This window comes from Vibrio campbellii CAIM 519 = NBRC 15631 = ATCC 25920 (genome assembly GCF_002163755.1).
In the GTDB taxonomy this organism is placed as follows: Bacteria; Pseudomonadota; Gammaproteobacteria; order Enterobacterales; family Vibrionaceae; genus Vibrio; species Vibrio campbellii.
On the sequence record NZ_CP015863.1, the window covers coordinates 859,934 to 879,170 of the forward strand.

Below are 19,237 nucleotides of genomic sequence, written 5' to 3' on the forward strand. Positions count from 1 at the left end.
GCAGCTAAAAGGGCGGAAACGCCCTTTTTGTATTGATACTTATTCACATAAGCCATTGAAATGACCGTCCTGTTAGTTTCAGTGGCTTATCTAAATTGGTATAAGACGAGAAAACCATGATGAAAAAAACAACCACACTATTAGGATTTTGCGCACTACTTTCTGCGCCTGCATTTGCTGCTCAACTGACTCTGCAAGCGGAATTGGTTCCTCGCGTTATCAACGGTGATTTCGTCTACCCTGAGTGGATCTCTGACAACAACAGCATCAAAGTTGAAAATGGTGCAAACCAACTGGCTGTGAATGTGGGCCAAATAGTGTTTGAAGATGGCAAGCGTCGTAAGTTCGATTCGCAGCCGCTTTTATTAGAGTTTGATGCACCGAAAGATGCGGAGCTAACGCTGACTTACAACAAGTTCCGTACCATTGAAGAAGCAAATGCTTTTGAAATGGACCCAAAACTGACGCTAAAAGACGCAAACGGTAAAGACGTTGAGTTCTCGATGGTTCAACTGCGCAAAGGTGGCCTACAAGGTTTCCGCGATTACGAGCGTGAGGTGGCCGATTACAACAAGGCTATGAACAAGGAATCAACCAAGGCAAGTATCGCTGCTTCTCCTGCGGTAACCAAAACGTTGAAAGAATCGTTCCATGATTTAAGCCGTGAAGAGCAGCAAGAGTTCATGCAGTGGGCGATGCGTAACCTGAAGTAATTCGGTTATCTTCCTCTATATACCCAAGTAACCTCGAGATGCTAGGTTCAGCGAGAATGACTTGGTTTGTAGAAGCGGCGGCGATTTAAAGATCTAGTCATTCTAAATCAAGAATCGACAACAAAGTATACAAGCCAAGACAGCTCGCCCTTCGGGAGCGTGTCATTGCCCCGATCTCTGCGTCAAACAACTTGGAAAGAGCTGGCTATTACGCGGCGTCGTTTTCCTTGACCTCGAATCAATGACAACGCTCTGAATCCTGCATCTTGAAGTCACTTGGGTATATACTCTTTCTCTTACTATAGCGGTTGTGCACAGTTATAACCGCTCTTAAGCTGGTATAAATAACAGGGCAGCGCCGCTTCGGTGACTGCCCTGTTTGTATTTCTGGCGTTAAACCACACGGAAGGATTGTAGTATTGACTTACGATGGTAAAATGTCGCCACTTTTATCCTTGACATTACAACGAGAGCCCTCTCGTTGCTCATTATCCCTAAGGAACTCAAATGACGGTTAAAACTCGTTTTGCTCCTAGCCCAACTGGCTACCTACACGTTGGTGGTGCTCGTACTGCACTTTACTCTTGGCTATACGCTAAAAACCAAGGTGGTGAATTCGTTCTACGTATCGAAGATACTGACCTTGAGCGTAACTCTCAGGAAGCGGTTGATGCGATCCTAGAAGGTATGGAATGGCTAGGTCTTGAGTGGAATGAAGGTCCTTACTTCCAAACTCAACGTTTTGATCGTTACAACGAGATGGTTGATAAGCTTCTAGAAGAAGACAAAGCATACAAATGTTACGCATCTAAAGAGCTACTAGACGAAGTTCGTGCAGAGCAAGAAGCAAACAAAGAAATGCCTCGTTACGATGCTAACCATCCAAAGATCAAAGCGGCAAACGAAGCGGCAAAAGATGGCGATCCATGTGTTATCCGTTTCCGTAACCCGAAAGAAGGCAGCGTAGTATTTGATGACCAAATCCGTGGCCGTATCGAAATCAGCAACACACAAATGGATGATCTGATCATCCGTCGTACTGACGGTTCTCCAACGTACAACTTCTGTGTAGTGGTTGATGACTGGGATATGGGTATTACTCACGTTGTTCGTGGTGAAGACCACATCAACAACACGCCTCGTCAGATCAACATCTACGAAGCACTAGGTGCGCCAGTACCAACATTCGCACACTGTGCAATGATCCTAGGTGATGACGGTGCGAAACTGTCTAAGCGTCACGGTGCCGTATCAGTAATGCAATACCGTGATATGGGCTACCTACCAGCTGCACTAAACAACTACCTAGTGCGTCTTGGTTGGTCTCATGGTGACCAAGAGATCTTCACTCAAGAAGAGATGATCAACCTATTTAGCCTAAATGCAGTTTCTAAGTCTGCGTCAGCATTCAACACTGACAAGCTGCAATGGTTGAACAACCACTACATCAAGAACTCAGATCCAGCGTACGTTGCAGAGCACCTACAATGGCACCTAGATCAACAAAAACTAGATGTAACAAACGGCCCTGCTATCACTGAAGTGATCAAGCTAGTGGGTGAGCGTTGCAACACGCTAGTTGAGCTAGCTGAGCAAATCGGTTACTTCTACGAAGACTTCGCTGAGTTTGAAGCGGGCGCGGCGAAGAAACACCTACGCGGCGTGGCTAAAGAGCCTCTAGAGCTTGCTCTAGCGAAAGCAGAAGCACTGACTGAGTGGACGACAGCGAACATCAAAGATGGCGTTATCGCAGCTGTATGTGAAGAGCTAGAGATCGGCATGGGCAAAATCGGTATGCCACTACGTGTAGCAGTAACAGGTGGCGGCCAGTCTCCTTCTGTAGATGCAGTAATGGAACTGATTGGCAAAGAGCGTTGTGTTGCACGCATCAAGATGGCGCTTGAGTTCATCGCCGAGCGTGAAGCGAACGCATAATTGCTTGAATAATTAGTCAAAAAACCGCGGAAAATACCGCGGTTTTTTTGTATTTCACTTTGGAAGAAAGAGGTAATTCGACATCATTTCCGCTTTCTTTGGGGAACTTTTTCATCAAAATGCTTAAAAATTGATAAGTTTTACTTATCCAAACATAACCTCTGTAAATACACTTTTGCTTTCCCATACGAAATATCTCTCTGAATTAAAAGCACAATCCTAAAAGTTCCGTAATTATCGTCTCATTAATGAGAAGTTAATTTTCTTTACCTCTTCTTTTTTTGAAATATAGAACAAACGTTTGCGTGCTTGTTGCTGCTCGCTTTAAGGTGCTCTAGATCACATAAAATCATGCTTTTCGATGACACTAAATTGACAGTTTTGGGATTTGTCTCGGGATTTCTTGGAGTTATAGTGTTCGCCGTCAGTGAGGGAGCGATATGCACCACTGACCAGGAGACATACCCAAGTGACTTTTATGCAGATATGCAAACAGTCGGAAGTCACTTCGGTATCAAGCTCAAGGGAACTAAATAAAAGCATTGAAATACAACGTCAGTCAGGCGGCGCATTTCGTTACGAACAAGAGAACTTCTTTTAGAGGAATCAATAATGAAAAAACTAGCAGCGGTAATTTCAGCTTCTTTACTTATGGCTTCAGCAGCGCACGCAGAAGTATACGTGGGCGGTAAGATGGGTAAGTCTTGGATGGAAGACGCTTGTGTAGCTGGTCAAGCTTGTGACAAGGATGGCTCTACTCTAGGTGCTTTTGTTGGTTACGAAATGAATGACTACTTCTCAGTAGAAGCTGGTTTCGACAACCTAGGTGACTTCGACCAAACTTCTTTCGGTGGTCACGTAGAAGCAATCACTCTTGCTCCTAAGTTCAGCCTACCAATCACAGAAGACATCGCACTTTACGGTAAAGTGGGTGGTGCTTACCTAATGATGAACGATGGTAAAGATGACTACTCTTACCTAGGTGCAGCTGGTCTTGAATTCAACATCAGCGAAAACGTAACAGCACGTGCGGAATACCAAACAATCACAGACATCAACAACGATTCAGTTAAAGCAATGGGCAACTCTGCAACGCTAGGTGTTGCATTCAAGTTCGGCGGCAACGATGAAGTTGTTGTAGAAGAAGAGCCAATCGTTGAAGAAGTAGTTGTAGAAGAAGTTGCTCCAGTAGTAGTAACTAAGACTTTCGAAGCTCAAACAATCGGTACTGGTAGCTTCGCACTAAACAGCACAACTCTTAAACCAGAGAGCGCTGCGAAACTAGACGACCTAGTAGCATTCCTAAACGAGTACCCACAAGCGAACGTTGACGTAATTGGTTACACAGATACTTCAGGCCCAGCAGCTTACAACCAAAAAGTTTCTGAAAAACGTGCTGAATCTGTAGCTCACGCTCTTGTAGAAAAAGGCATCGATGCTTCTCGCATCCACGCTCGTGGCGAAGGTGAAAACAACCCAATCGCTTCAAACGAGACTCGTGAAGGCCGTGAACAGAACCGTCGCGTAGAAGTTGTTGTTCCTGAGTTTGAATACCAAGTTCAGCAATAAGCTCCTATCTGACCGTTAGAAGCCTTAAGCGCTGAATGCCCCAAAGAGTTCGCTCTTTGGGGCTTTTTTATATCTGTATTAGAAGTATTAAAAAAGAATAAACATACATGCTATTTACAGTTTTGTATTTTATTACTTTAATTATCTATGAGTTTTGCTTACCCTTTTGGCTATTAATAAAATTATTAGTTAGCACTATGTCTAAGAGCAATTTAATTACAAATACTGGACACCGCTTCATCTCAAAAGGCAAGACAGCCTTTAAGATCCATATTCATACACCGGACGATACGGTATTGCATCGCTCTGTGGGTTTTGTTCGCATTGGGGAAAAGAAAGGGCTTAAGAAGGCCATCAAACTGCGTAACGAGCTTGGGCGAGAGATGTGGGGCAAGTTTTGGCGTCGTCTACTGAAAGACCCGTACCTGATGACAAGGCTGCCACACAGCGTTGAGCCTAAAATAGTCCATAAGCCAAATCCAACATTGGAAGACCCGGACAACCGTGACACCTGCTATATCGCAAAATGGCGTGAGTTTAATGACGCGGGCGAATACAAGTACAAAACGGTGGTGCGGTCTATCAACAAATACGGCAAGCTTGCCGCTTATATGCAGACCAAAAAAGCCTTGCTCGATGCCCACAAAGACAACCTCGAAATTCTGACCTTTATGGGGCGTCTCAACAGCATTGATCTTAAGTAGTTTTGTTTAGGCGCTCTCAGCAAGCGCGCTTTACCGAAATAGCAGACATAAAAAAGCCTTAGCTTAAATTCGGTAAGCTAAAGCGATGAATGGCGCCCCCAGTAGGATTCGAACCTACGACCTGTCCCTTAGGAGGGGACTGCGCTATCCAGCTGTGCCATGGGGGCGTAATCAAATAAGATGCGTTACCTATGATATTCAAAAGTAGGCATATCGCAAGGCATTATACGCGTTGCTAAAGCATCTTGTTCATTACGTCGCCAATCTGCACGCTAGAAGCTAGATTTGGCTGTTCAATCGTCAGTTCTGCTTCGTGTTCATAAACACGAGTTACCCTCAGGGTAATATCGCTCTGAGAGACCTTATTACGTGGTAGACCGTTTTGGTCAATGAATGATGCTGTGTGCCACAATTGCAGCTGGTCACCCTCTTGTACGCCGTGCATGCGGCCAAGATCCATCGTCACCGTGTTACCAAAAACTGCCACCACTTCTGGCAGGGTGATTTTACAAGACAGTTCAGATTCCAAATCCAACATAATGTTGCGGCTAACGCGCAGCATCATCTCGCCGTAAGTTGATGCCCAGAAGCGTGCGCTGCGGGTATCAACTTGGCTGGTTTTAGCAAAAGGCCAACGCGCCACTTCGCGGTAGTTTTTGTGGTAAACCTCGTGTCCCGTTTTGCCGTCAAAGACCTTCATCTCCATGGCAAACTGGCGGTTAATCACGTCGTCTTTCAATAATTTCGCATCAATGGTGGCGGTTAAGTCAGTGATGACACCACCGATGATGTACTGCGCGCCATTGTCTTGCGCAATCATCTTTGTACGTTCTGGGTAATTGGCGCTGATGGAGTAGTCTGTGGTGCCGACCGAGACAAAACTGCGCGAGTTTTGATCTAATTGGCGATTGACCACGTGGCTAAAGTCATCACCCACACTGTAGATCTGGCCCATAACGGCTTGTTGAGGAGAGGCGACATCGATATTACCGACCAATACGGTCTTCTTGTATTGATCCACGTGGCAACCCGTTGCCGATGGATAAATGTCCACTCGGATCCTCATTTCCATTTTGCCGCTGCGTTTACGCTCTGACTCGACCAAGATGTAACGCACTTCGTGGTTGGTGAACTGGTACTCTTTGCGGTTTTCTTCCAGCAAAGGCATCAAGTTGCTGATGCTGCCGATGTCAGCGCCCGAAAAGTTGACGGCCTTGAAGAGTGCGTCTTCTAACGCGTGCAGCCTTGCCGCTTCTTCTGAGGAAACGATCGTGGCAACGCCTGTCACTTCATACCAAGATGCAACTGCTCGAAATGGCATCATCAATATAAAAGTGACTGATATTAGGCTAAAAAATATTTTTTTCATTGTTAGTAACCGTTCGGGTATAAATATTGCTTTACCAATTTCAGTGAAGTTTGGTGGGCTTTTCTTTCGTTCGACAAACAGAAGAAAAGCAAGGACTGTTCCAAGATTACGTTTTATTGAAATGAAGTCGCGAAAGAGCAGTCACACCTGAGATTATCTGGAGAATCAAACCATGAAAAGATGGCTTGTTGCCGCATCGATGATGACGCTTTTAACATCGTGCGCCTACTCACCAATTTATAATGGTAAAGAACCCTATTCTGGCAGTCAGTTCATGTTAATGGACAGTCCACGCCATACGATGGATTTCTTTATTGAAAGTATGACTGAAGAGTTGATGGTTTCAAACGTTGCAGTGTCGTCACGTACGCCTGTTGCGATTACTTCTTTTGTCGACCTGCAAAACATGGACGCAACTAACTGGCTTGGTAACTCGGTATCGGAAGGGTTTATCCACCAGTTCCAACGTCGCGGTTTTAAGGTTGTTGACTTTAAAACGACAGGTTCAATACAAGTAACCCAACAGGGTGATTTCGCTCTGAGCCGAGATTGGCAAGATCTGGCGCAAGAGCAAGAGATCCAGTACGTATTGACGGGCACAATGCTACGTCAAGAAGGCGGTGTGCTCGTCAACGCACGCATTGTCGGTATGCAGAGCCGCATTGTTGTTGCTACGGCGCAAGGCTTCTTACCTGCGGACCGCATCGGCCGTGATCTGGATACACTTAATAGTATCCGTACTCAAGATGGTGTATTGATTCGTTCTGACCCAACCATCCGTCAGCCATACACAGTGATTCTCCGCCCGTAGGAAACCGACATGAAGAAGTTATTATTTATTATCGCGACCATAGTGCTGGTGGGCTGTCAGCCTCTGCAGCAGATGCGTCAAAACGAAATTTTAGTGGCGGTGGGTTATGCAAGCGTGAGTGAGCAAACCGGTCGCACAATGGAAGAGAAGCGCGTTCGTGCGATGCGTGCATCTAAGATTGATGCGTACCGTGAACTTGCTGAGCAAGTGTATGGTATGCGAGTGAGTGGCCGTGCGGAACTTGCCGACCAGCGCTTAGGCATTGAAAGTACAACTGGTGCCGTTGACGGTGTGATTCGTGGCGCTGAGGTTGTGCGCAGTTACTTAGTCGAAGACAGCTATGTCACTGAGTTACGTTTGGATATCCGTAAGATGGATAAACTGCGTGACTACGGTGAAGTGCAACAGGTGCCTGAGAAGCGTCAGCAGACCTTGTTCTAATACAACTTCACAAACAGATAACCGAGTTGAGCGGCGGATTGGCAACAATCGGTCGCTTTTTTATGTGCGTTAGTTTTACGTGTATCAGCTTTTGGATACTGTTTGGCTACGCTTAGAGTAATAGAAGCTCAGAGGAATAAAGCAGCTGGCTACAAGATAACGTCGATAGGGTAGTCGTGGGATTGATTCAAAGAGTTAGGCTTTGATATTAGTGCCTAGTGTTGAAATGGTATGAGTTTTGCCGCCGGCATTGTAGGTCATACCGACCTTACCGTGGGTACGCTGAAGCATGTTGTTAAGCTTATTGAAGCTGGATTGGGCACGATTGAGCGATTCACCGTTCATTTGGTTTACTTGCTGACAATCGAGAATGATGGATTGGATCTGTGCGACAACCTGACTTAGGCTTTCGTCTTCGGTAAGTTGATTGACGTGCGGGTGAGAGGCGATTCGCTGGTCAGTGGTTCTCAATTGACCAATGAGTGTCATCTTTTCTTTGGCAAGTTTCTCGATCTCAGTAGATACACGTGCGCTGATCGCCTGTGTTTCTTGACGTAACACTCCAGAAAGTGCTTTTGCATTTTCTAGCTGGAAGTTAACAAGATCGACTAATGCTGCCATGAATACTTACCTTGGGCCTAAGTCAGTTAGCTTTTGCCTTGCAATTCGTTTTCAAACTTGATCATGTTGTCCGCCAGCTTTTCTGGGTCAACTTTGTATGAACCGTTTGCAATTGCTTCTTTGATTGCCGCTACTTTCGCGCTGTCATAAGCCGGTGAAGCTGCCATGTCCTTTTGGAGTTTGCTGACTGCTTTGCCTTGTTGGCTTAGTGATACCGCGTCTTGTTGTGCTGGCGCTTTATTCGATTCTGTAGTGCTAGTAGCACTAGAATCAGTACGTGCAGGTGCGCGACTGGTTGTCGTCATCATCTGACCTGAACGTATATTATCTATACCTGCCATATTTCAACCTTAAACTCGTATCGTAATACTGGTATCCAGACTATCGACCAAGGGCAAAATAACTTTAGTGGTTTTTTGCATTTTTATTGATCGATTTGCCGCACACCAGCCAACCCTAGAAGGTGATGGTGATTTCCGCAATGCCTGTCACAATTCCTTCTATTATACGTTGGGACTTATCATTTTTCACTCTTACTTGATCGCCGGCAGATCCGTCCTGTAGCGCCGTGCCTTGCGTGGTGATCGTCATACCACCTTTTACGGCTTGAATCGTCACCTTCTCATTACGGCAAACCACGCAGACATCATTGCGCTCAACCACATCGCCAAGGCGAACGTTACGTTTTAGCTTGGCGCCGATGACTTGATCGTAGGTGGTAAAGCCATCTTTACGGAAACGCTGCAATTCGATCATTGAAGTTGTCACATCTGAAGCGCTGATGATCTCACCGCGACCGAGCTGACGAGTCGAAACGATCATCGGTACAGACGCTGAGATCCTCACAGGCACATAAACTTTCCAGTCATCAGCAGGGCACTCAACCAACACGTTAATGTTGCTGCGCGTGCTACTGGTTGACGATGCGGATGTATCAAGGGGATATGGGCAATCTGTCGCTTTGATACGTGGATCAATATTTGCCGCATTGACCGACAAATTTCCTCCCGCTGGCTGTTCTACCGTGCTAAGAATGTGCTGCTCAGCGGCGGTTCGGATTTGCTCGATCTGACTTTCCGTTGCTGAATGAACAAAAAAGCTAAACATACTGAGCAAAATGCCGATAGACTTAGCGTACTTTGTAAATAACGCTCTACATATTGTCATAGTAAATGGTGTCGATTTCATATTATGATACGCCATACTGTTTCTCTGGTATTATGCCTGCCAGCCGTAGAGTATCATTTAAAAACAAAAAGTTTGAGATGGAGATGAGCATATGACGGGGATTCTTGATTCGGTGAATCAGCGTACGCAACTCGTCGGCCAAAACCGATTGGAACTACTGACTTTTCGGTTGATGGGACGACAGCGCTACGGCATTAACGTATTCAAAGTAAAAGAAGTACTACAGTGCCCCAAGCTGACTTCGATGCCAAATCTGCATCCACTAGTGAAAGGTGTCGCTCATATCCGTGGCCATACTGTGTCAGTGATTGATTTAAGTCTGGCAATCGGTGGCCGTCCAACCACAGATATTGATAAATGTTTTGTTGTGATTGCTGAATTCAACCGTACTATCCAAGCGTTCTTGGTGTCTTCGGTTGAGCGCATTATTAACATGCATTGGGAGGCGATCTTGCCGCCGCCAGATGGTGCAGGTAAAGCGCACTACCTAACAGCGGTAACAAACATCGACAACGAGCTAGTAGAAATTCTGGACGTTGAGAAAATCTTGGCAGAGATTGCACCAGTAGACGAAACCATGGATTCAAGCATCGGCGAAGAGATCGCAGTTGCTGAACAAGAGAAGCCAATCGTGCGCCGCGTATTGATCGCGGATGACTCGACGGTAGCGCGTAAACAGGTTGAGCGTGCAATTACTTCAATCGGTTTTGAAGTTGTCTCTGTGAAAGATGGTAAAGAAGCGTACAATAAGCTGCTTGAAATGGCACAAGAAGGTAGCATCTACGATCAGATTTCTTTGGTCATTTCAGATATCGAAATGCCAGAGATGGATGGCTACACACTAACGGCCGAAATTCGCCGAAATGCAGATTTGAAGAACCTTTATGTTATCCTGCACTCCTCATTGAGTGGCGTCTTCAACCAAGCCATGGTTGAGCGCGTAGGTGCTAACACCTTCATTGCGAAATTTAACCCAGATGAATTGGGTAACGCGGTTAAATCTGCATTAACACAATAAAAGAGACATTAATGACTGCTATTACAATCAGTGATCAAGAGTATCGTGACTTTAGCCGTTTTCTAGAATCACAATGTGGCATCGTATTGGGTGACAGTAAGCAATACCTAGTACGCAGCCGACTGAGCCCACTTGTGACAAAATTCAAGCTGGCTTCGCTGTCGGATTTGCTACGTGATGTCGTGACTGGCCGCAATCGTGAACTACGAGTTGCCGCTGTTGATGCGATGACGACTAACGAAACATTGTGGTTCCGAGATACTTATCCGTTCACGGTATTAGCTGACAAACTGTTGCCGGAGATGGCGGCAAACAAGCGACCAATCAAAATTTGGTCAGCAGCCAGCTCGTCAGGTCAAGAACCTTACTCAATGGCAATGACCATTTTGGAAACGCAGCAGCGTAAACCAGGTTTATTGCCAAGCGTGTCGATCACCGCGACTGACATTTCTGCAAGCATGCTAGAGATGTGTCGTGCCGGTGTTTACGACAACCTAGCGCTAGGACGTGGGCTTTCGCCTGAGCGTCGTCGCACCTTCTTTGAAGATGCAGGCGATGGCCGCATGAAAGTGAAAGACAACGTTAAACGCCTAGTTAACTTCCGTCCTCAAAACTTGATGGACAGCTACGCGTTGATGGGTAAGTTCGACATTATTTTCTGTCGTAACGTACTGATTTACTTCTCACCAGAGATGAAGTCTAAAGTACTAAACCAAATGGCAAACAGCCTAAACCCAGGCGGTTACTTGCTGCTGGGGGCGTCAGAGTCACTGACGGGTTTAACGGACAAATTTGAAATGGTGCGCTGCAACCCGGGCATTATTTATAAGCTAAAGTAGCAACACGCTTACTAGCTGACTCTTTTAATGACTTAAAAAGCCTGACCTCGTGTCAGGCTTTTCTTTTCTCACTATTCTTCATTCGCTTGATTTCACTCTCGCCCTTGTTTCCCAACTGTTGCTGTCGTTTTCCCATCTCTGTTGTAAAAGCCACGACCATTTTTGCCTGCGCACAAGCATAGGGTGTATATTTTTAGTGAGCCGAGCTGATTACTCGGTTCGATATGACACTCCATCAATCACTTTGGCTTGCTTATTGCAATCCATGACGTCGGTAACTGAAGCGGCAAAACGGCATGCTCTATTTTTGGCACACTAATTGCTCTTTAGTTATTAATAACGGTCAGTTCTTACTGTAGAGGCAAACATGGCTATATCTTTTGACAATGCATTAGGCATCCACCAGTACACGGTGGGCGTACGTGAGCGCAACGCGGAGGTGATTTCCACTAACATCGCGCAAGCAAACACGCCTGGCTACAAATCAAGAGGTTTAGACTTTGCTAAGGAATTGCAGGCGGCAACATCCGGGGCAAGCATTGGTCTTAGCCGCACAGATGGTCGGCACATTCCTGCCACTACAACCTTGGTCGGGGACAAGCTGTATCGTCTTCCTACGCAACCAGATACGGGCGATGGCAACACGGTAGATTTGGATTTAGAGCGTAACTTGTTTATGCAAAACCAAATCAGACACCAAGCATCACTCGACTTTCTAGGCAGTAAATTCAAGAACTTAACCAAAGCAATCAAAGGGGAATAATTTAGATGAGCTTATTTAACGTTTTCAATGTGACAGGTTCCGCAATGAGCGCTGAATCCATTCGTCTGAATACTACCTCAAGCAACTTGGCGAACGCCGACAGTGTCAGCAGCTCTGCGAAAGACACTTACAAAGCGCGTCATGCTGTATTTGGTGCTGAGTTAAGTAACGCCATGCGTGGCGGTGATACGGTGCCAGTGAAAGTGATGGGTATTGTAGAAAGCGACAAACCGCTGAATGCGGAGTACAACCCAGACCATCCCCTTGCAAACGACGAAGGCTACATCTACAAGCCTAACGTGAATGTAATGGAAGAAATGGCAAACATGATTTCGGCTTCTCGCGCTTACCAAACCAATGTGCAAGTAGCTGATTCTAGTAAACAAATGCTGCTGCGTACGCTGCAGATGGGTCAATAAGGATAAGGGGGTAGCGTATGGCCGGAATTAATAACGTTGGTCAAAGCGGCTTGTCCTATATCGACCAGCTTAAAAGCCTACAAGAGAACAAGAAGACTGAAGAGAGCACGGGTAAGCAGGACCTGAAACAGGAAGACTTCCTATCTTTGCTCACCAAGCAATTGTCTCAGCAGGACCCTTTTAAGCCGGTAGGTAATGACCAGATGATTGCGCAAATGGCGTCATTTGCGACCGTAGATGGCATCGGCAAGATGAACTCTCAGTTCGAGAGTTTGAACTCGTCAATGACATCAAACCAAGCGTTACAAGCTTCCTCTTTGGTTGGTCGTGACGTGTTGGTCCCTGGCGCGGCGGGTGTAAAGCAAGACAATGCAACAATGGCGGCAATGGTTAAGCTTGCACAACCTCTCGACAACCTGTTTGTTCGAGTGGAAAACGAAGCGGGCCAATTGGTGCGTACTTTTGAGGTAGGTGCGAAACCAGCCGGCGACACTCGTGTGCTTTGGGACGGTAATGATGAAAACGGAAATCCAATGCCTGCTGGCAAATACAATGTGAAAGCGTCTGGCTTAGTAGATGGGGAGTCGCAAGAGTTCCCAGTGTCTACTTACGCGAACGTGAACAGTGTATTGCTAGGTAAGGGCGACGGAAACGTATTACTCAATCTGGCAGGTTATGAATCGCCAGTTCGACTTGCAGAAGTATTGGAAGTCGGCAAAGCGTAATTCAATAGCGCGTCAGGTTAGGAGATTTTGGAATGTCATATGTATCTTTAAGCGGTTTGTCCTCCGCTCAACTGGATTTGAACACCACCAGTAACAACATTGCGAACGCCAACACGTACGGCTTTAAAGAGTCTCGTGCGGAATTCAGCGATGTGTACTCAAACTCTTTGTTCACTAACGCAAAAACCACTCCGGGTGGCGGTGCACAAGCGAACCAAGTAGCGCAACAGTTCCACGAAGGTTCAAGCATCTACACCAACAACCCAATGGATTTGCGTGTATCGGGTACGGGCTTCTTCGCGGTAGCGAAAGATCGCCTTATCCCACAACAAAATGAAATGACACGTAACGGTGCGTTCCATTTGAACAAAGACAACTACATGGTAACGGCGAACGATGAGTTCCTACTGGGTTACCAAGTAAACCCTGAGTCTGGTGAGGTTTCATCTTACGAGCCACAACCAATCAATATTCCTGCCGAATTTGGTAAACCAAAGCAAACAGCGAACATTGAAGTGGGTGTGAACTTACCGGCTAATGGTGATTTGAAAGATCCGACTCAGTTTGATTTCTCAGATCCAGATACATACAACCGTTCGACTTCTTCAACGATTTATGACTCGATGGGTCAGTCTTACAAGCTAACGACTTACTACTTGAAAGACCAAACTCAGCCGAACACGTGGCAAACTTACTACACAGTGACAGACAAAGGCGGTGAGAAGCCATTGAACGTTGCTAACGGTGATGCTGCGACGCCAACGGGTCACGTTGGTCACACGATGAAGTTCAACAACGATGGTACATTGGCAAGCCTAAACAACGGTCAGCCAATCACATCGGTAGCGTTGGGCGATCCTGCGACAAACACTAACCCTGTGGATTTAAACGGTGCAGATCCAGCGCAAACACTTAACTTTGGTTTAGGCTCAGCGACTCAGTTTGCTGCGCCATTTGAACTGACTAAGTTCGATGAAGATGGCGCGACAACGGGCTTCCTGACTAAAGTAGACTTTGATGAAAACGGCAGCGTATTGGGTACTTACTCAAACGGTGAAAACGTAACATTGGGTCGTGTGGCGCTAGTGCGTGTTCCAAACGAGCAAGGTCTGGATAAGAAAGGCGGCACTCAATGGGATTCAACTCAGTTCTCTGGTGACAAGATCTGGGGTGAATCAAACAAAGGCTCTTTCGGTACTATCAACAACGGTATGCTAGAGCAATCAAACATTGATATGACTCAGGAGCTGGTGGATCTGATCTCTGCTCAGCGTAACTTCCAAGCGAACTCACGTGCGCTAGAAGTACACAACCAGCTACAACAAAATATCCTGCAGATCCGTTAGAGCACTCGTTAGTTAGCTCTATCATCTGCTTAATCAAACACTGCGTGCACTTGTCGTATCGTTTGATGACATCATGACATTCATCTGGTGCTCAACCTGAAAATACCTCAGTTCAGGTTGGGCATGCTTTGATCTCTGACTTGCCGCTGTTGCCGCTAGACGGATCAAAACATTGCCTCTCTCTTGGTTGATTCATCCTGAATTGCCATCTGAAAACTCTTAATTTATATTCAAGCTTTTGATTAATAACATTATTTTAATGTTGGCATAACTATTGCTTTTACTCCCTTGTACAGAGGACTTTTGGAGTAATTTATGGATCGCGCACTGTTTCTCGCAATGAGCGGCGCCAAGCAAAATATGCAGGCCCTGCAATTGCGTGCCAACAACCTGGCAAACGTGAGTACAACTGGCTTCCGTGCTGACTTAGCACAAGCTCGCTCTATGCAAGCTTATGGTGAAGGTTTGCCTTCACGTGTATTCAGCATGACGGAACGCCCGGGACACAACTTTGCGCAAGGCAGTGTGATCACAACCGGTCGTGACCTAGATATTACGGTAGAAGGCAGCGGCTGGATTTCTGTTATGGACCAAACTGGCAAAGAAGGTTTGACGCGTAACGGTAACCTAAAAGTGGATCAAAACGGCTTGCTAACGAATGCAAGCGGTCATGTGGTGTTGGGCGAAAACGATGCGCCAATCACCTTGCCAATCCCAGTCTCCAAAATCGAAATCGGTCGTGACGGCACCATCTCTGTACTGCCTCAAGGTGCGCCGGCTGAAGAATTAGAAGTGGTTGATCGTATCAAGCTCGTACGCACAGACGATCAAAACTTGTTTAAAGATACCAATGGCTTATTCCGCCATAAAACTCCAAACCAGCCTTACGAAGCAGACGGCTCTATCAGCATCCAAACCGGTGCGATTGAAGGTAGTAACGTGAATGCCGTGGGTGAAATGACCGCTCTGATTGACCTTCAACGTCAGTTTGAAATGCAGGTCAAAATGATGAGCACCGCTGAAGAGATGGATAAGTCTTCAGATTCATTGCTTCGTATGAGTTAACAGAGTTAGAGGTTCACAATGCATCCAGCACTATGGGTAAGTAAAACAGGTCTAGACGCCCAACAGACCAACATCGCAACGATTTCGAACAACTTGGCGAACGCCTCGACCGTAGGTTACAAAAAGAGCCGCGCGGTATTTGAAGATTTGTTCTACCAAAACATCAACCAGCCAGGCGGCCAGTCTTCTCAGAACACAGAACTGCCAAGTGGTTTGATGCTGGGTGCTGGTTCTAAAGTGGTTGCGACGCAAAAAGTGCACACGCACGGTAACGCGCAAACCACCACTAACGCACTCGATATGATGGTGGAAGGCGACGGCTTCTTCCAAGTAACTTTGCCAGACGGCAACATCGGTTACACCCGTAATGGTCAGTTCACGTTGGATGGTGAAGGTACGTTAGTGACTTCTGGCTCTGGTTACCCAGTAGAGCCGGAGATTGTGATTCCTGAGGACGCAATTTCTATCACGGTTGGTACCGACGGTGAAGTCTCAGTGCGTATTCGTGGTGAGCAAAACAACGTTGTAGTTGGTCAGCTAACTATCACTGATTTTGTAAACCCTGGTGGTCTTGAGCCAATCGGTCAGAACCTTTACCTACCGACTGGCGCAAGCGGTGACCCACAAGAAGGTGTCCCTGGTCTTGATGGTTTAGGCGAAATTCGTCAATCCATGCTGGAAGCATCTAACGTGAACGTGACGGAAGAGCTGGTCAACATGATCGAAGCGCAGCGCGTGTACGAAATGAACTCAAAAGTAATCTCATCTGTCGACAAGATGATGAGCTTCGTTAACCAGCAGTTGTAATTACTAAGATCGGGATTTAGGGAGCCAATGATGAAACGTATTTGTCTACTTGCACTTATCACGACCATGTCTGGTTGTGCGATGCTAGAACCGATTGAAACCGACGAAGTCAGCCAAGCGACAACGGTGGTGGATGCGGTTGAAGGCGATAAGTCGAAAGAAGAGAGCAGCGGCATCATTGATACAATGCGCGGCAGAACCGATCCGGTGGCAGGCGATCCGGCATGGGCACCGATTCATCCTAAACAAAAACCGGAGCACTATGCGGCAGCAACGGGCTCTTTGTTTAGCACTGAGCACATTACCGACCTATACGACGATTCTAAACCACGAGGCATCGGCGACATCATTACCGTAACGCTCGACGAAACCACTCGTGCGACTAAGAGTGCCAACGCCGATCTATCAAAAACCAACGATGCGAAGATGGAACCTCTGTCTGTTGGTGGTCAGGAGCTGAAAATTGGTGGTAAATACAACTTCTCCTACGATCTGAACAACACCAACACCTTTGCAGGCGACTCTTCGGCTAAGCAAAGCAACAGCATCAGCGGTTACATCACGGTAGAAGTCATTGAGGTGCTGGCAAACGGCAACCTAGTGATCCGTGGTGAGAAGTGGATGACGCTGAATACGGGTGATGAGTATATTCGTCTAAGCGGCACAATTCGCCCTGATGACATCAATTTCGACAATACTATTGCGTCAAATCGCGTATCTAACGCAAGAATCCAATACTCTGGCACAGGCTCGCCACAAGATATGCAAGAGCCAGGTTTCTTGGCACGATTCTTTAATGTAGCCCTGTAAGACGTCGAAAAGACGGCAAATTGACTGCAAGAGATTGAGTAAGCATGAAAAGAATCCTATTAGCACTGTTGAGCGTTGCGCTATTTGCAACCACAGCCCAAGGCGCACGTATTAAAGACGTCGCGCAAGTGGCAGGTGTGCGTAGCAACCAACTTGTGGGTTATGGCTTGGTTTCAGGCTTACCGGGTACGGGTGAATCAAACCCGTTTACAGAACAAAGCTTCGCGGCAATGCTGCAAAACTTCGGCATTCAAATGCCGCCGGGTACCAAACCAAAAATTAAGAACGTTGCCGCAGTTATGGTAACGGCAACTTTGCCACCATTTTCTAAGCCGGGTCAGCAAGTAGACGTTACGGTCTCTTCGATCGGCAGTGCAAAAAGCTTGCGTGGTGGCACCTTGCTACAAACCTTCCTAAAAGGTCTAGACGGCCAAGTGTACGCTGTCGCGCAAGGTAACCTAGTCGTGAGCGGTTTCAGTGCAGAAGGTGCTGATGGCTCTAAAATCGTGGGCAACAACCCAACGGTTGGTCTTATTTCAAGCGGTGCAACCGTAGAGCGTGAAATTCCAAACCCATTCGGACGTGGTGACTACATCACATTCAACCTGCTTGATTCTGACTTTACCACTGCGCAACGTATGGCGGATGCGGTGAATAATTTCCTTGGTCCTCAAATGGCCAGTGCGGTTGACGCGACGTCTGTTCGTGTCCGTGCTCCACGTGATGTGAGCCAACGTGTTGCCTTCTTATCGGCAATCGAAAACCTAGAGTTCGACCCTGCAGATGGCGCGGCGAAAATCATCGTGAACTCTCGTACCGGTACCATTGTGGTTGGCAAGCATGTTCGCCTGAAACCTGCGGCAGTGACGCACGGTGGTATGACGGTAGCAATCAAAGAAAATCTCAATGTAAGCCAACCAAACGGTTTCTCTGGTGGCCAAACTGTGGTTGTGCCGGACTCTGATATCGAAGTGAATGAAGAGAAAGGCAAGATGTTCAAATTCGAACCGGGTTTGACACTGGATGACCTTGTCCGTGCGGTGAATGAAGTCGGAGCAGCTCCGTCGGATTTGATGGCAATTCTGCAAGCATTGAAACAAGCTGGTGCCATTGAAGGCCAGCTGATAATCATCTAATCGATTAGGAGAGAAACCATGGTCAACAATCCTAACGATATCGGTTTTATTCATGACATCAGTTCCCTTGATACCCTTCGTCAAAAAGCGGTGAAAGAGGGCAAAGATGGTGAGCATGAAGCATTGCAAGCGGCCGCTCGTCAGTTTGAATCGATCTTTACTTCGATGATGTTGAAGTCGATGCGCGAAGCGAACGAAGGCTTTGAGTCAAACTTAATGAACAGCCAAAACGAAAAGTTCTACCGTCAAATGCTGGACGAGCAAATGGCGAGTAACTTAAGTGCATCGGGTTCGATGGGTTTGGCTGACATGATTGTTAAGCAGTTGACGGTTGGGCAAGGCGACGACAAGGCTGAAACAGCAATGCGCGATGCAGCAAACAATGCTGTGGAATACCGCCGTGTGGATCCGAAGAAAGCGCGTGAAATCGAGCAGCGCTTAATTGAATCAGGTCAGCTATCACGAACGGGTTCAGAGCCATCACGTTTTGATTCGCCAGAGTCTTTTGTTAATTCGATGAAGCCATACGCAGATCGTGCAGCGAAAGCCTTGGGTGTTGAACCTTCATTGCTATTGGCCCAAGCCGCGCTAGAAACAGGCTGGGGGCAAAAAGTCGTTAAGAACGCACGTGGCAGCAGCAACAACCTGTTTAACATTAAAGCTGACCGTAGTTGGCAGGGTGATAAAGTGACGACTCAAACACTAGAGTTCCACGATAACACGCCTGTGAAAGAGACGGCGGCATTCCGTTCTTACTCGAACTACCAAGATAGTTTTAACGACTACGTCCGCTTCTTGAATGAGAACCCGCGCTACGAGACTGCTCTTCAACAAGGCGGTGATTCTGAATCCTTCATTCGTGGAATTCACAGCGCAGGGTACGCAACTGACCCAAGCTATGCAGACAAAGTGCTGCAAGTGAAACAAAAAATCGAGAGTATGTAATTCACCCGATTAC

At 46.7% G+C, this 19,237-nt stretch carries 21 protein-coding genes and 1 tRNA gene; 17 read left to right on the forward strand and 5 right to left on the reverse strand.

The features are described from left to right. Nucleotides 1–116: 116 nt before the first annotated feature. The 4 genes from A8140_RS04190 to A8140_RS04215 all read left to right on the forward strand — a co-directional run bounded on the left by A8140_RS04190 (nucleotide 117) and on the right by A8140_RS04215 (nucleotide 4,921). Nucleotides 117–713 (forward strand): YccT family protein, encoded by a 597-nt coding sequence (locus A8140_RS04190; RefSeq protein ID WP_010650763.1) that lies wholly within the window; start codon nucleotides 117–119, stop codon nucleotides 711–713. Nucleotides 714–1,220: 507 nt separating this feature from the next. Next, nucleotides 1,221–2,648: a glutamate--tRNA ligase gene (gene gltX, locus A8140_RS04200; protein ID WP_005534461.1), complete on the forward strand. Its 1,428-nt coding sequence runs from the start codon at nucleotides 1,221–1,223 to the stop codon at nucleotides 2,646–2,648. Nucleotides 2,649–3,260: 612 nt separating this feature from the next. After that, on the forward strand, nucleotides 3,261–4,217 hold the full coding sequence (locus A8140_RS04210; protein ID WP_005534466.1) for an OmpA family protein: 957 nt from the start codon (nucleotides 3,261–3,263) through the stop codon (nucleotides 4,215–4,217). A 197-nt stretch (nucleotides 4,218–4,414) separates the two neighbouring features. Beyond that, nucleotides 4,415–4,921 (forward strand): hypothetical protein, encoded by a 507-nt coding sequence (locus A8140_RS04215; protein WP_005449220.1) that lies wholly within the window; start codon nucleotides 4,415–4,417, stop codon nucleotides 4,919–4,921. 90 nt (nucleotides 4,922–5,011) lie between these two features. On the opposite strand, the gene A8140_RS04220 is transcribed toward A8140_RS04215, so the two are convergent. Then, nucleotides 5,012–5,088 (reverse strand) — tRNA-Arg (locus tag A8140_RS04220). A 68-nt stretch (nucleotides 5,089–5,156) separates the two neighbouring features. Then, entirely contained in the window at nucleotides 5,157–6,290 is a 1,134-nt protein-coding gene (locus A8140_RS04225; RefSeq protein ID WP_005534469.1) for a flagellar assembly protein FlgT, read from the reverse strand. Between the two features lie 172 nt (nucleotides 6,291–6,462). Here A8140_RS04225 and A8140_RS04230 point away from each other — a divergent pair, with 172 nt between their 5' ends. Next, nucleotides 6,463–7,101 (forward strand): FlgO family outer membrane protein, encoded by a 639-nt coding sequence (locus A8140_RS04230; RefSeq protein WP_005534472.1) that lies wholly within the window; start codon nucleotides 6,463–6,465, stop codon nucleotides 7,099–7,101. 9 nt (nucleotides 7,102–7,110) lie between these two features. Then, nucleotides 7,111–7,542 (forward strand): flagellar assembly lipoprotein FlgP, encoded by a 432-nt coding sequence (gene flgP / locus A8140_RS04235; protein WP_005534474.1) that lies wholly within the window; start codon nucleotides 7,111–7,113, stop codon nucleotides 7,540–7,542. 195 nt (nucleotides 7,543–7,737) lie between these two features. Here flgP and A8140_RS04240 read toward each other — a convergent pair whose 3' ends face one another. The 3 genes from A8140_RS04240 to flgA form a co-directional block, all read right to left on the reverse strand. After that, nucleotides 7,738–8,163, reverse strand: a complete 426-nt coding sequence (locus A8140_RS04240) for a flagella synthesis protein FlgN (RefSeq protein ID WP_005425634.1) — start codon at nucleotides 8,161–8,163, stop codon at nucleotides 7,738–7,740. Between the two features lie 26 nt (nucleotides 8,164–8,189). After that, nucleotides 8,190–8,504, reverse strand: a complete 315-nt coding sequence (gene flgM / locus A8140_RS04245; RefSeq protein WP_005534476.1) for a flagellar biosynthesis anti-sigma factor FlgM — start codon at nucleotides 8,502–8,504, stop codon at nucleotides 8,190–8,192. Between the two features lie 115 nt (nucleotides 8,505–8,619). Beyond that, nucleotides 8,620–9,366, reverse strand: coding sequence for a flagellar basal body P-ring formation chaperone FlgA (flgA, locus tag A8140_RS04250; RefSeq protein ID WP_005534478.1), 747 nt, complete (start codon nucleotides 9,364–9,366; stop codon nucleotides 8,620–8,622). Between the two features lie 76 nt (nucleotides 9,367–9,442). Here flgA and A8140_RS04255 point away from each other — a divergent pair, with 76 nt between their 5' ends. The 11 genes from A8140_RS04255 to flgJ all read left to right on the forward strand — a co-directional run bounded on the left by A8140_RS04255 (nucleotide 9,443) and on the right by flgJ (nucleotide 19,224). Further along, nucleotides 9,443–10,369, forward strand: a complete 927-nt coding sequence (locus tag A8140_RS04255; protein WP_005425637.1) for a chemotaxis protein CheV — start codon at nucleotides 9,443–9,445, stop codon at nucleotides 10,367–10,369. Nucleotides 10,370–10,380: 11 nt separating this feature from the next. Next, nucleotides 10,381–11,208 carry a protein-glutamate O-methyltransferase gene (locus A8140_RS04260; RefSeq protein ID WP_005534486.1) on the forward strand — a complete coding sequence of 276 codons (828 nt, stop codon included), beginning with the start codon at nucleotides 10,381–10,383 and terminating at the stop codon, nucleotides 11,206–11,208. Nucleotides 11,209–11,575: 367 nt separating this feature from the next. Beyond that, a complete protein-coding gene (gene flgB / locus A8140_RS04265) occupies nucleotides 11,576–11,971 on the forward strand; it encodes a flagellar basal body rod protein FlgB (protein WP_005425594.1) in 396 nt (131 codons plus the stop codon). 5 nt (nucleotides 11,972–11,976) lie between these two features. Further along, nucleotides 11,977–12,390, forward strand: a complete 414-nt coding sequence (gene flgC / locus A8140_RS04270) for a flagellar basal body rod protein FlgC (RefSeq protein ID WP_005534491.1) — start codon at nucleotides 11,977–11,979, stop codon at nucleotides 12,388–12,390. A gap of 17 nt (nucleotides 12,391–12,407) precedes the next feature. Further along, nucleotides 12,408–13,115, forward strand: coding sequence for a flagellar hook assembly protein FlgD (gene flgD / locus A8140_RS04275; RefSeq protein WP_005534492.1), 708 nt, complete (start codon nucleotides 12,408–12,410; stop codon nucleotides 13,113–13,115). Nucleotides 13,116–13,147: 32 nt separating this feature from the next. Beyond that, nucleotides 13,148–14,461, forward strand: a complete 1,314-nt coding sequence (gene flgE, locus A8140_RS04280) for a flagellar hook protein FlgE (protein WP_005425641.1) — start codon at nucleotides 13,148–13,150, stop codon at nucleotides 14,459–14,461. 315 nt (nucleotides 14,462–14,776) lie between these two features. Beyond that, entirely contained in the window at nucleotides 14,777–15,526 is a 750-nt protein-coding gene (locus A8140_RS04285) for a flagellar basal body rod protein FlgF (protein ID WP_005425588.1), read from the forward strand. An 18-nt stretch (nucleotides 15,527–15,544) separates the two neighbouring features. Continuing rightward, nucleotides 15,545–16,333, forward strand: a complete 789-nt coding sequence (gene flgG, locus A8140_RS04290; protein ID WP_005425600.1) for a flagellar basal-body rod protein FlgG — start codon at nucleotides 15,545–15,547, stop codon at nucleotides 16,331–16,333. Nucleotides 16,334–16,363: 30 nt separating this feature from the next. Further along, on the forward strand, nucleotides 16,364–17,143 hold the full coding sequence (flgH, locus tag A8140_RS04295) for a flagellar basal body L-ring protein FlgH (RefSeq protein ID WP_005536370.1): 780 nt from the start codon (nucleotides 16,364–16,366) through the stop codon (nucleotides 17,141–17,143). Between the two features lie 44 nt (nucleotides 17,144–17,187). Then, complete coding sequence (locus A8140_RS04300; RefSeq protein ID WP_005536371.1) at nucleotides 17,188–18,279, forward strand: flagellar basal body P-ring protein FlgI; 1,092 nt, start codon at nucleotides 17,188–17,190, stop codon at nucleotides 18,277–18,279. An 18-nt stretch (nucleotides 18,280–18,297) separates the two neighbouring features. Continuing rightward, on the forward strand, nucleotides 18,298–19,224 hold the full coding sequence (gene flgJ / locus A8140_RS04305; protein ID WP_005536373.1) for a flagellar assembly peptidoglycan hydrolase FlgJ: 927 nt from the start codon (nucleotides 18,298–18,300) through the stop codon (nucleotides 19,222–19,224). Nucleotides 19,225–19,237: the final 13 nt, after the last annotated feature.

Coding starts and splice junctions, on each gene's coding strand:
- A8140_RS04190 (WP_010650763.1), top strand. CDS start 117: ATGATGAAAAAAACAACCACACTATTAGGATTTTGCGCACTACTTTCT.
- gltX (WP_005534461.1), top strand. CDS start 1,221: ATGACGGTTAAAACTCGTTTTGCTCCTAGCCCAACTGGCTACCTACAC.
- A8140_RS04210 (WP_005534466.1), top strand. CDS start 3,261: ATGAAAAAACTAGCAGCGGTAATTTCAGCTTCTTTACTTATGGCTTCA.
- A8140_RS04215 (WP_005449220.1), top strand. CDS start 4,415: ATGTCTAAGAGCAATTTAATTACAAATACTGGACACCGCTTCATCTCA.
- A8140_RS04225 (WP_005534469.1), bottom strand. CDS start 6,290: ATGAAAAAAATATTTTTTAGCCTAATATCAGTCACTTTTATATTGATG.
- A8140_RS04230 (WP_005534472.1), top strand. CDS start 6,463: ATGAAAAGATGGCTTGTTGCCGCATCGATGATGACGCTTTTAACATCG.
- flgP (WP_005534474.1), top strand. CDS start 7,111: ATGAAGAAGTTATTATTTATTATCGCGACCATAGTGCTGGTGGGCTGT.
- A8140_RS04240 (WP_005425634.1), bottom strand. CDS start 8,163: ATGGCAGCATTAGTCGATCTTGTTAACTTCCAGCTAGAAAATGCAAAA.
- flgM (WP_005534476.1), bottom strand. CDS start 8,504: ATGGCAGGTATAGATAATATACGTTCAGGTCAGATGATGACGACAACC.
- flgA (WP_005534478.1), bottom strand. CDS start 9,366: ATGGCGTATCATAATATGAAATCGACACCATTTACTATGACAATATGT.
- A8140_RS04255 (WP_005425637.1), top strand. CDS start 9,443: ATGACGGGGATTCTTGATTCGGTGAATCAGCGTACGCAACTCGTCGGC.
- A8140_RS04260 (WP_005534486.1), top strand. CDS start 10,381: ATGACTGCTATTACAATCAGTGATCAAGAGTATCGTGACTTTAGCCGT.
- flgB (WP_005425594.1), top strand. CDS start 11,576: ATGGCTATATCTTTTGACAATGCATTAGGCATCCACCAGTACACGGTG.
- flgC (WP_005534491.1), top strand. CDS start 11,977: ATGAGCTTATTTAACGTTTTCAATGTGACAGGTTCCGCAATGAGCGCT.
- flgD (WP_005534492.1), top strand. CDS start 12,408: ATGGCCGGAATTAATAACGTTGGTCAAAGCGGCTTGTCCTATATCGAC.
- flgE (WP_005425641.1), top strand. CDS start 13,148: ATGTCATATGTATCTTTAAGCGGTTTGTCCTCCGCTCAACTGGATTTG.
- A8140_RS04285 (WP_005425588.1), top strand. CDS start 14,777: ATGGATCGCGCACTGTTTCTCGCAATGAGCGGCGCCAAGCAAAATATG.
- flgG (WP_005425600.1), top strand. CDS start 15,545: ATGCATCCAGCACTATGGGTAAGTAAAACAGGTCTAGACGCCCAACAG.
- flgH (WP_005536370.1), top strand. CDS start 16,364: ATGAAACGTATTTGTCTACTTGCACTTATCACGACCATGTCTGGTTGT.
- A8140_RS04300 (WP_005536371.1), top strand. CDS start 17,188: ATGAAAAGAATCCTATTAGCACTGTTGAGCGTTGCGCTATTTGCAACC.
- flgJ (WP_005536373.1), top strand. CDS start 18,298: ATGGTCAACAATCCTAACGATATCGGTTTTATTCATGACATCAGTTCC.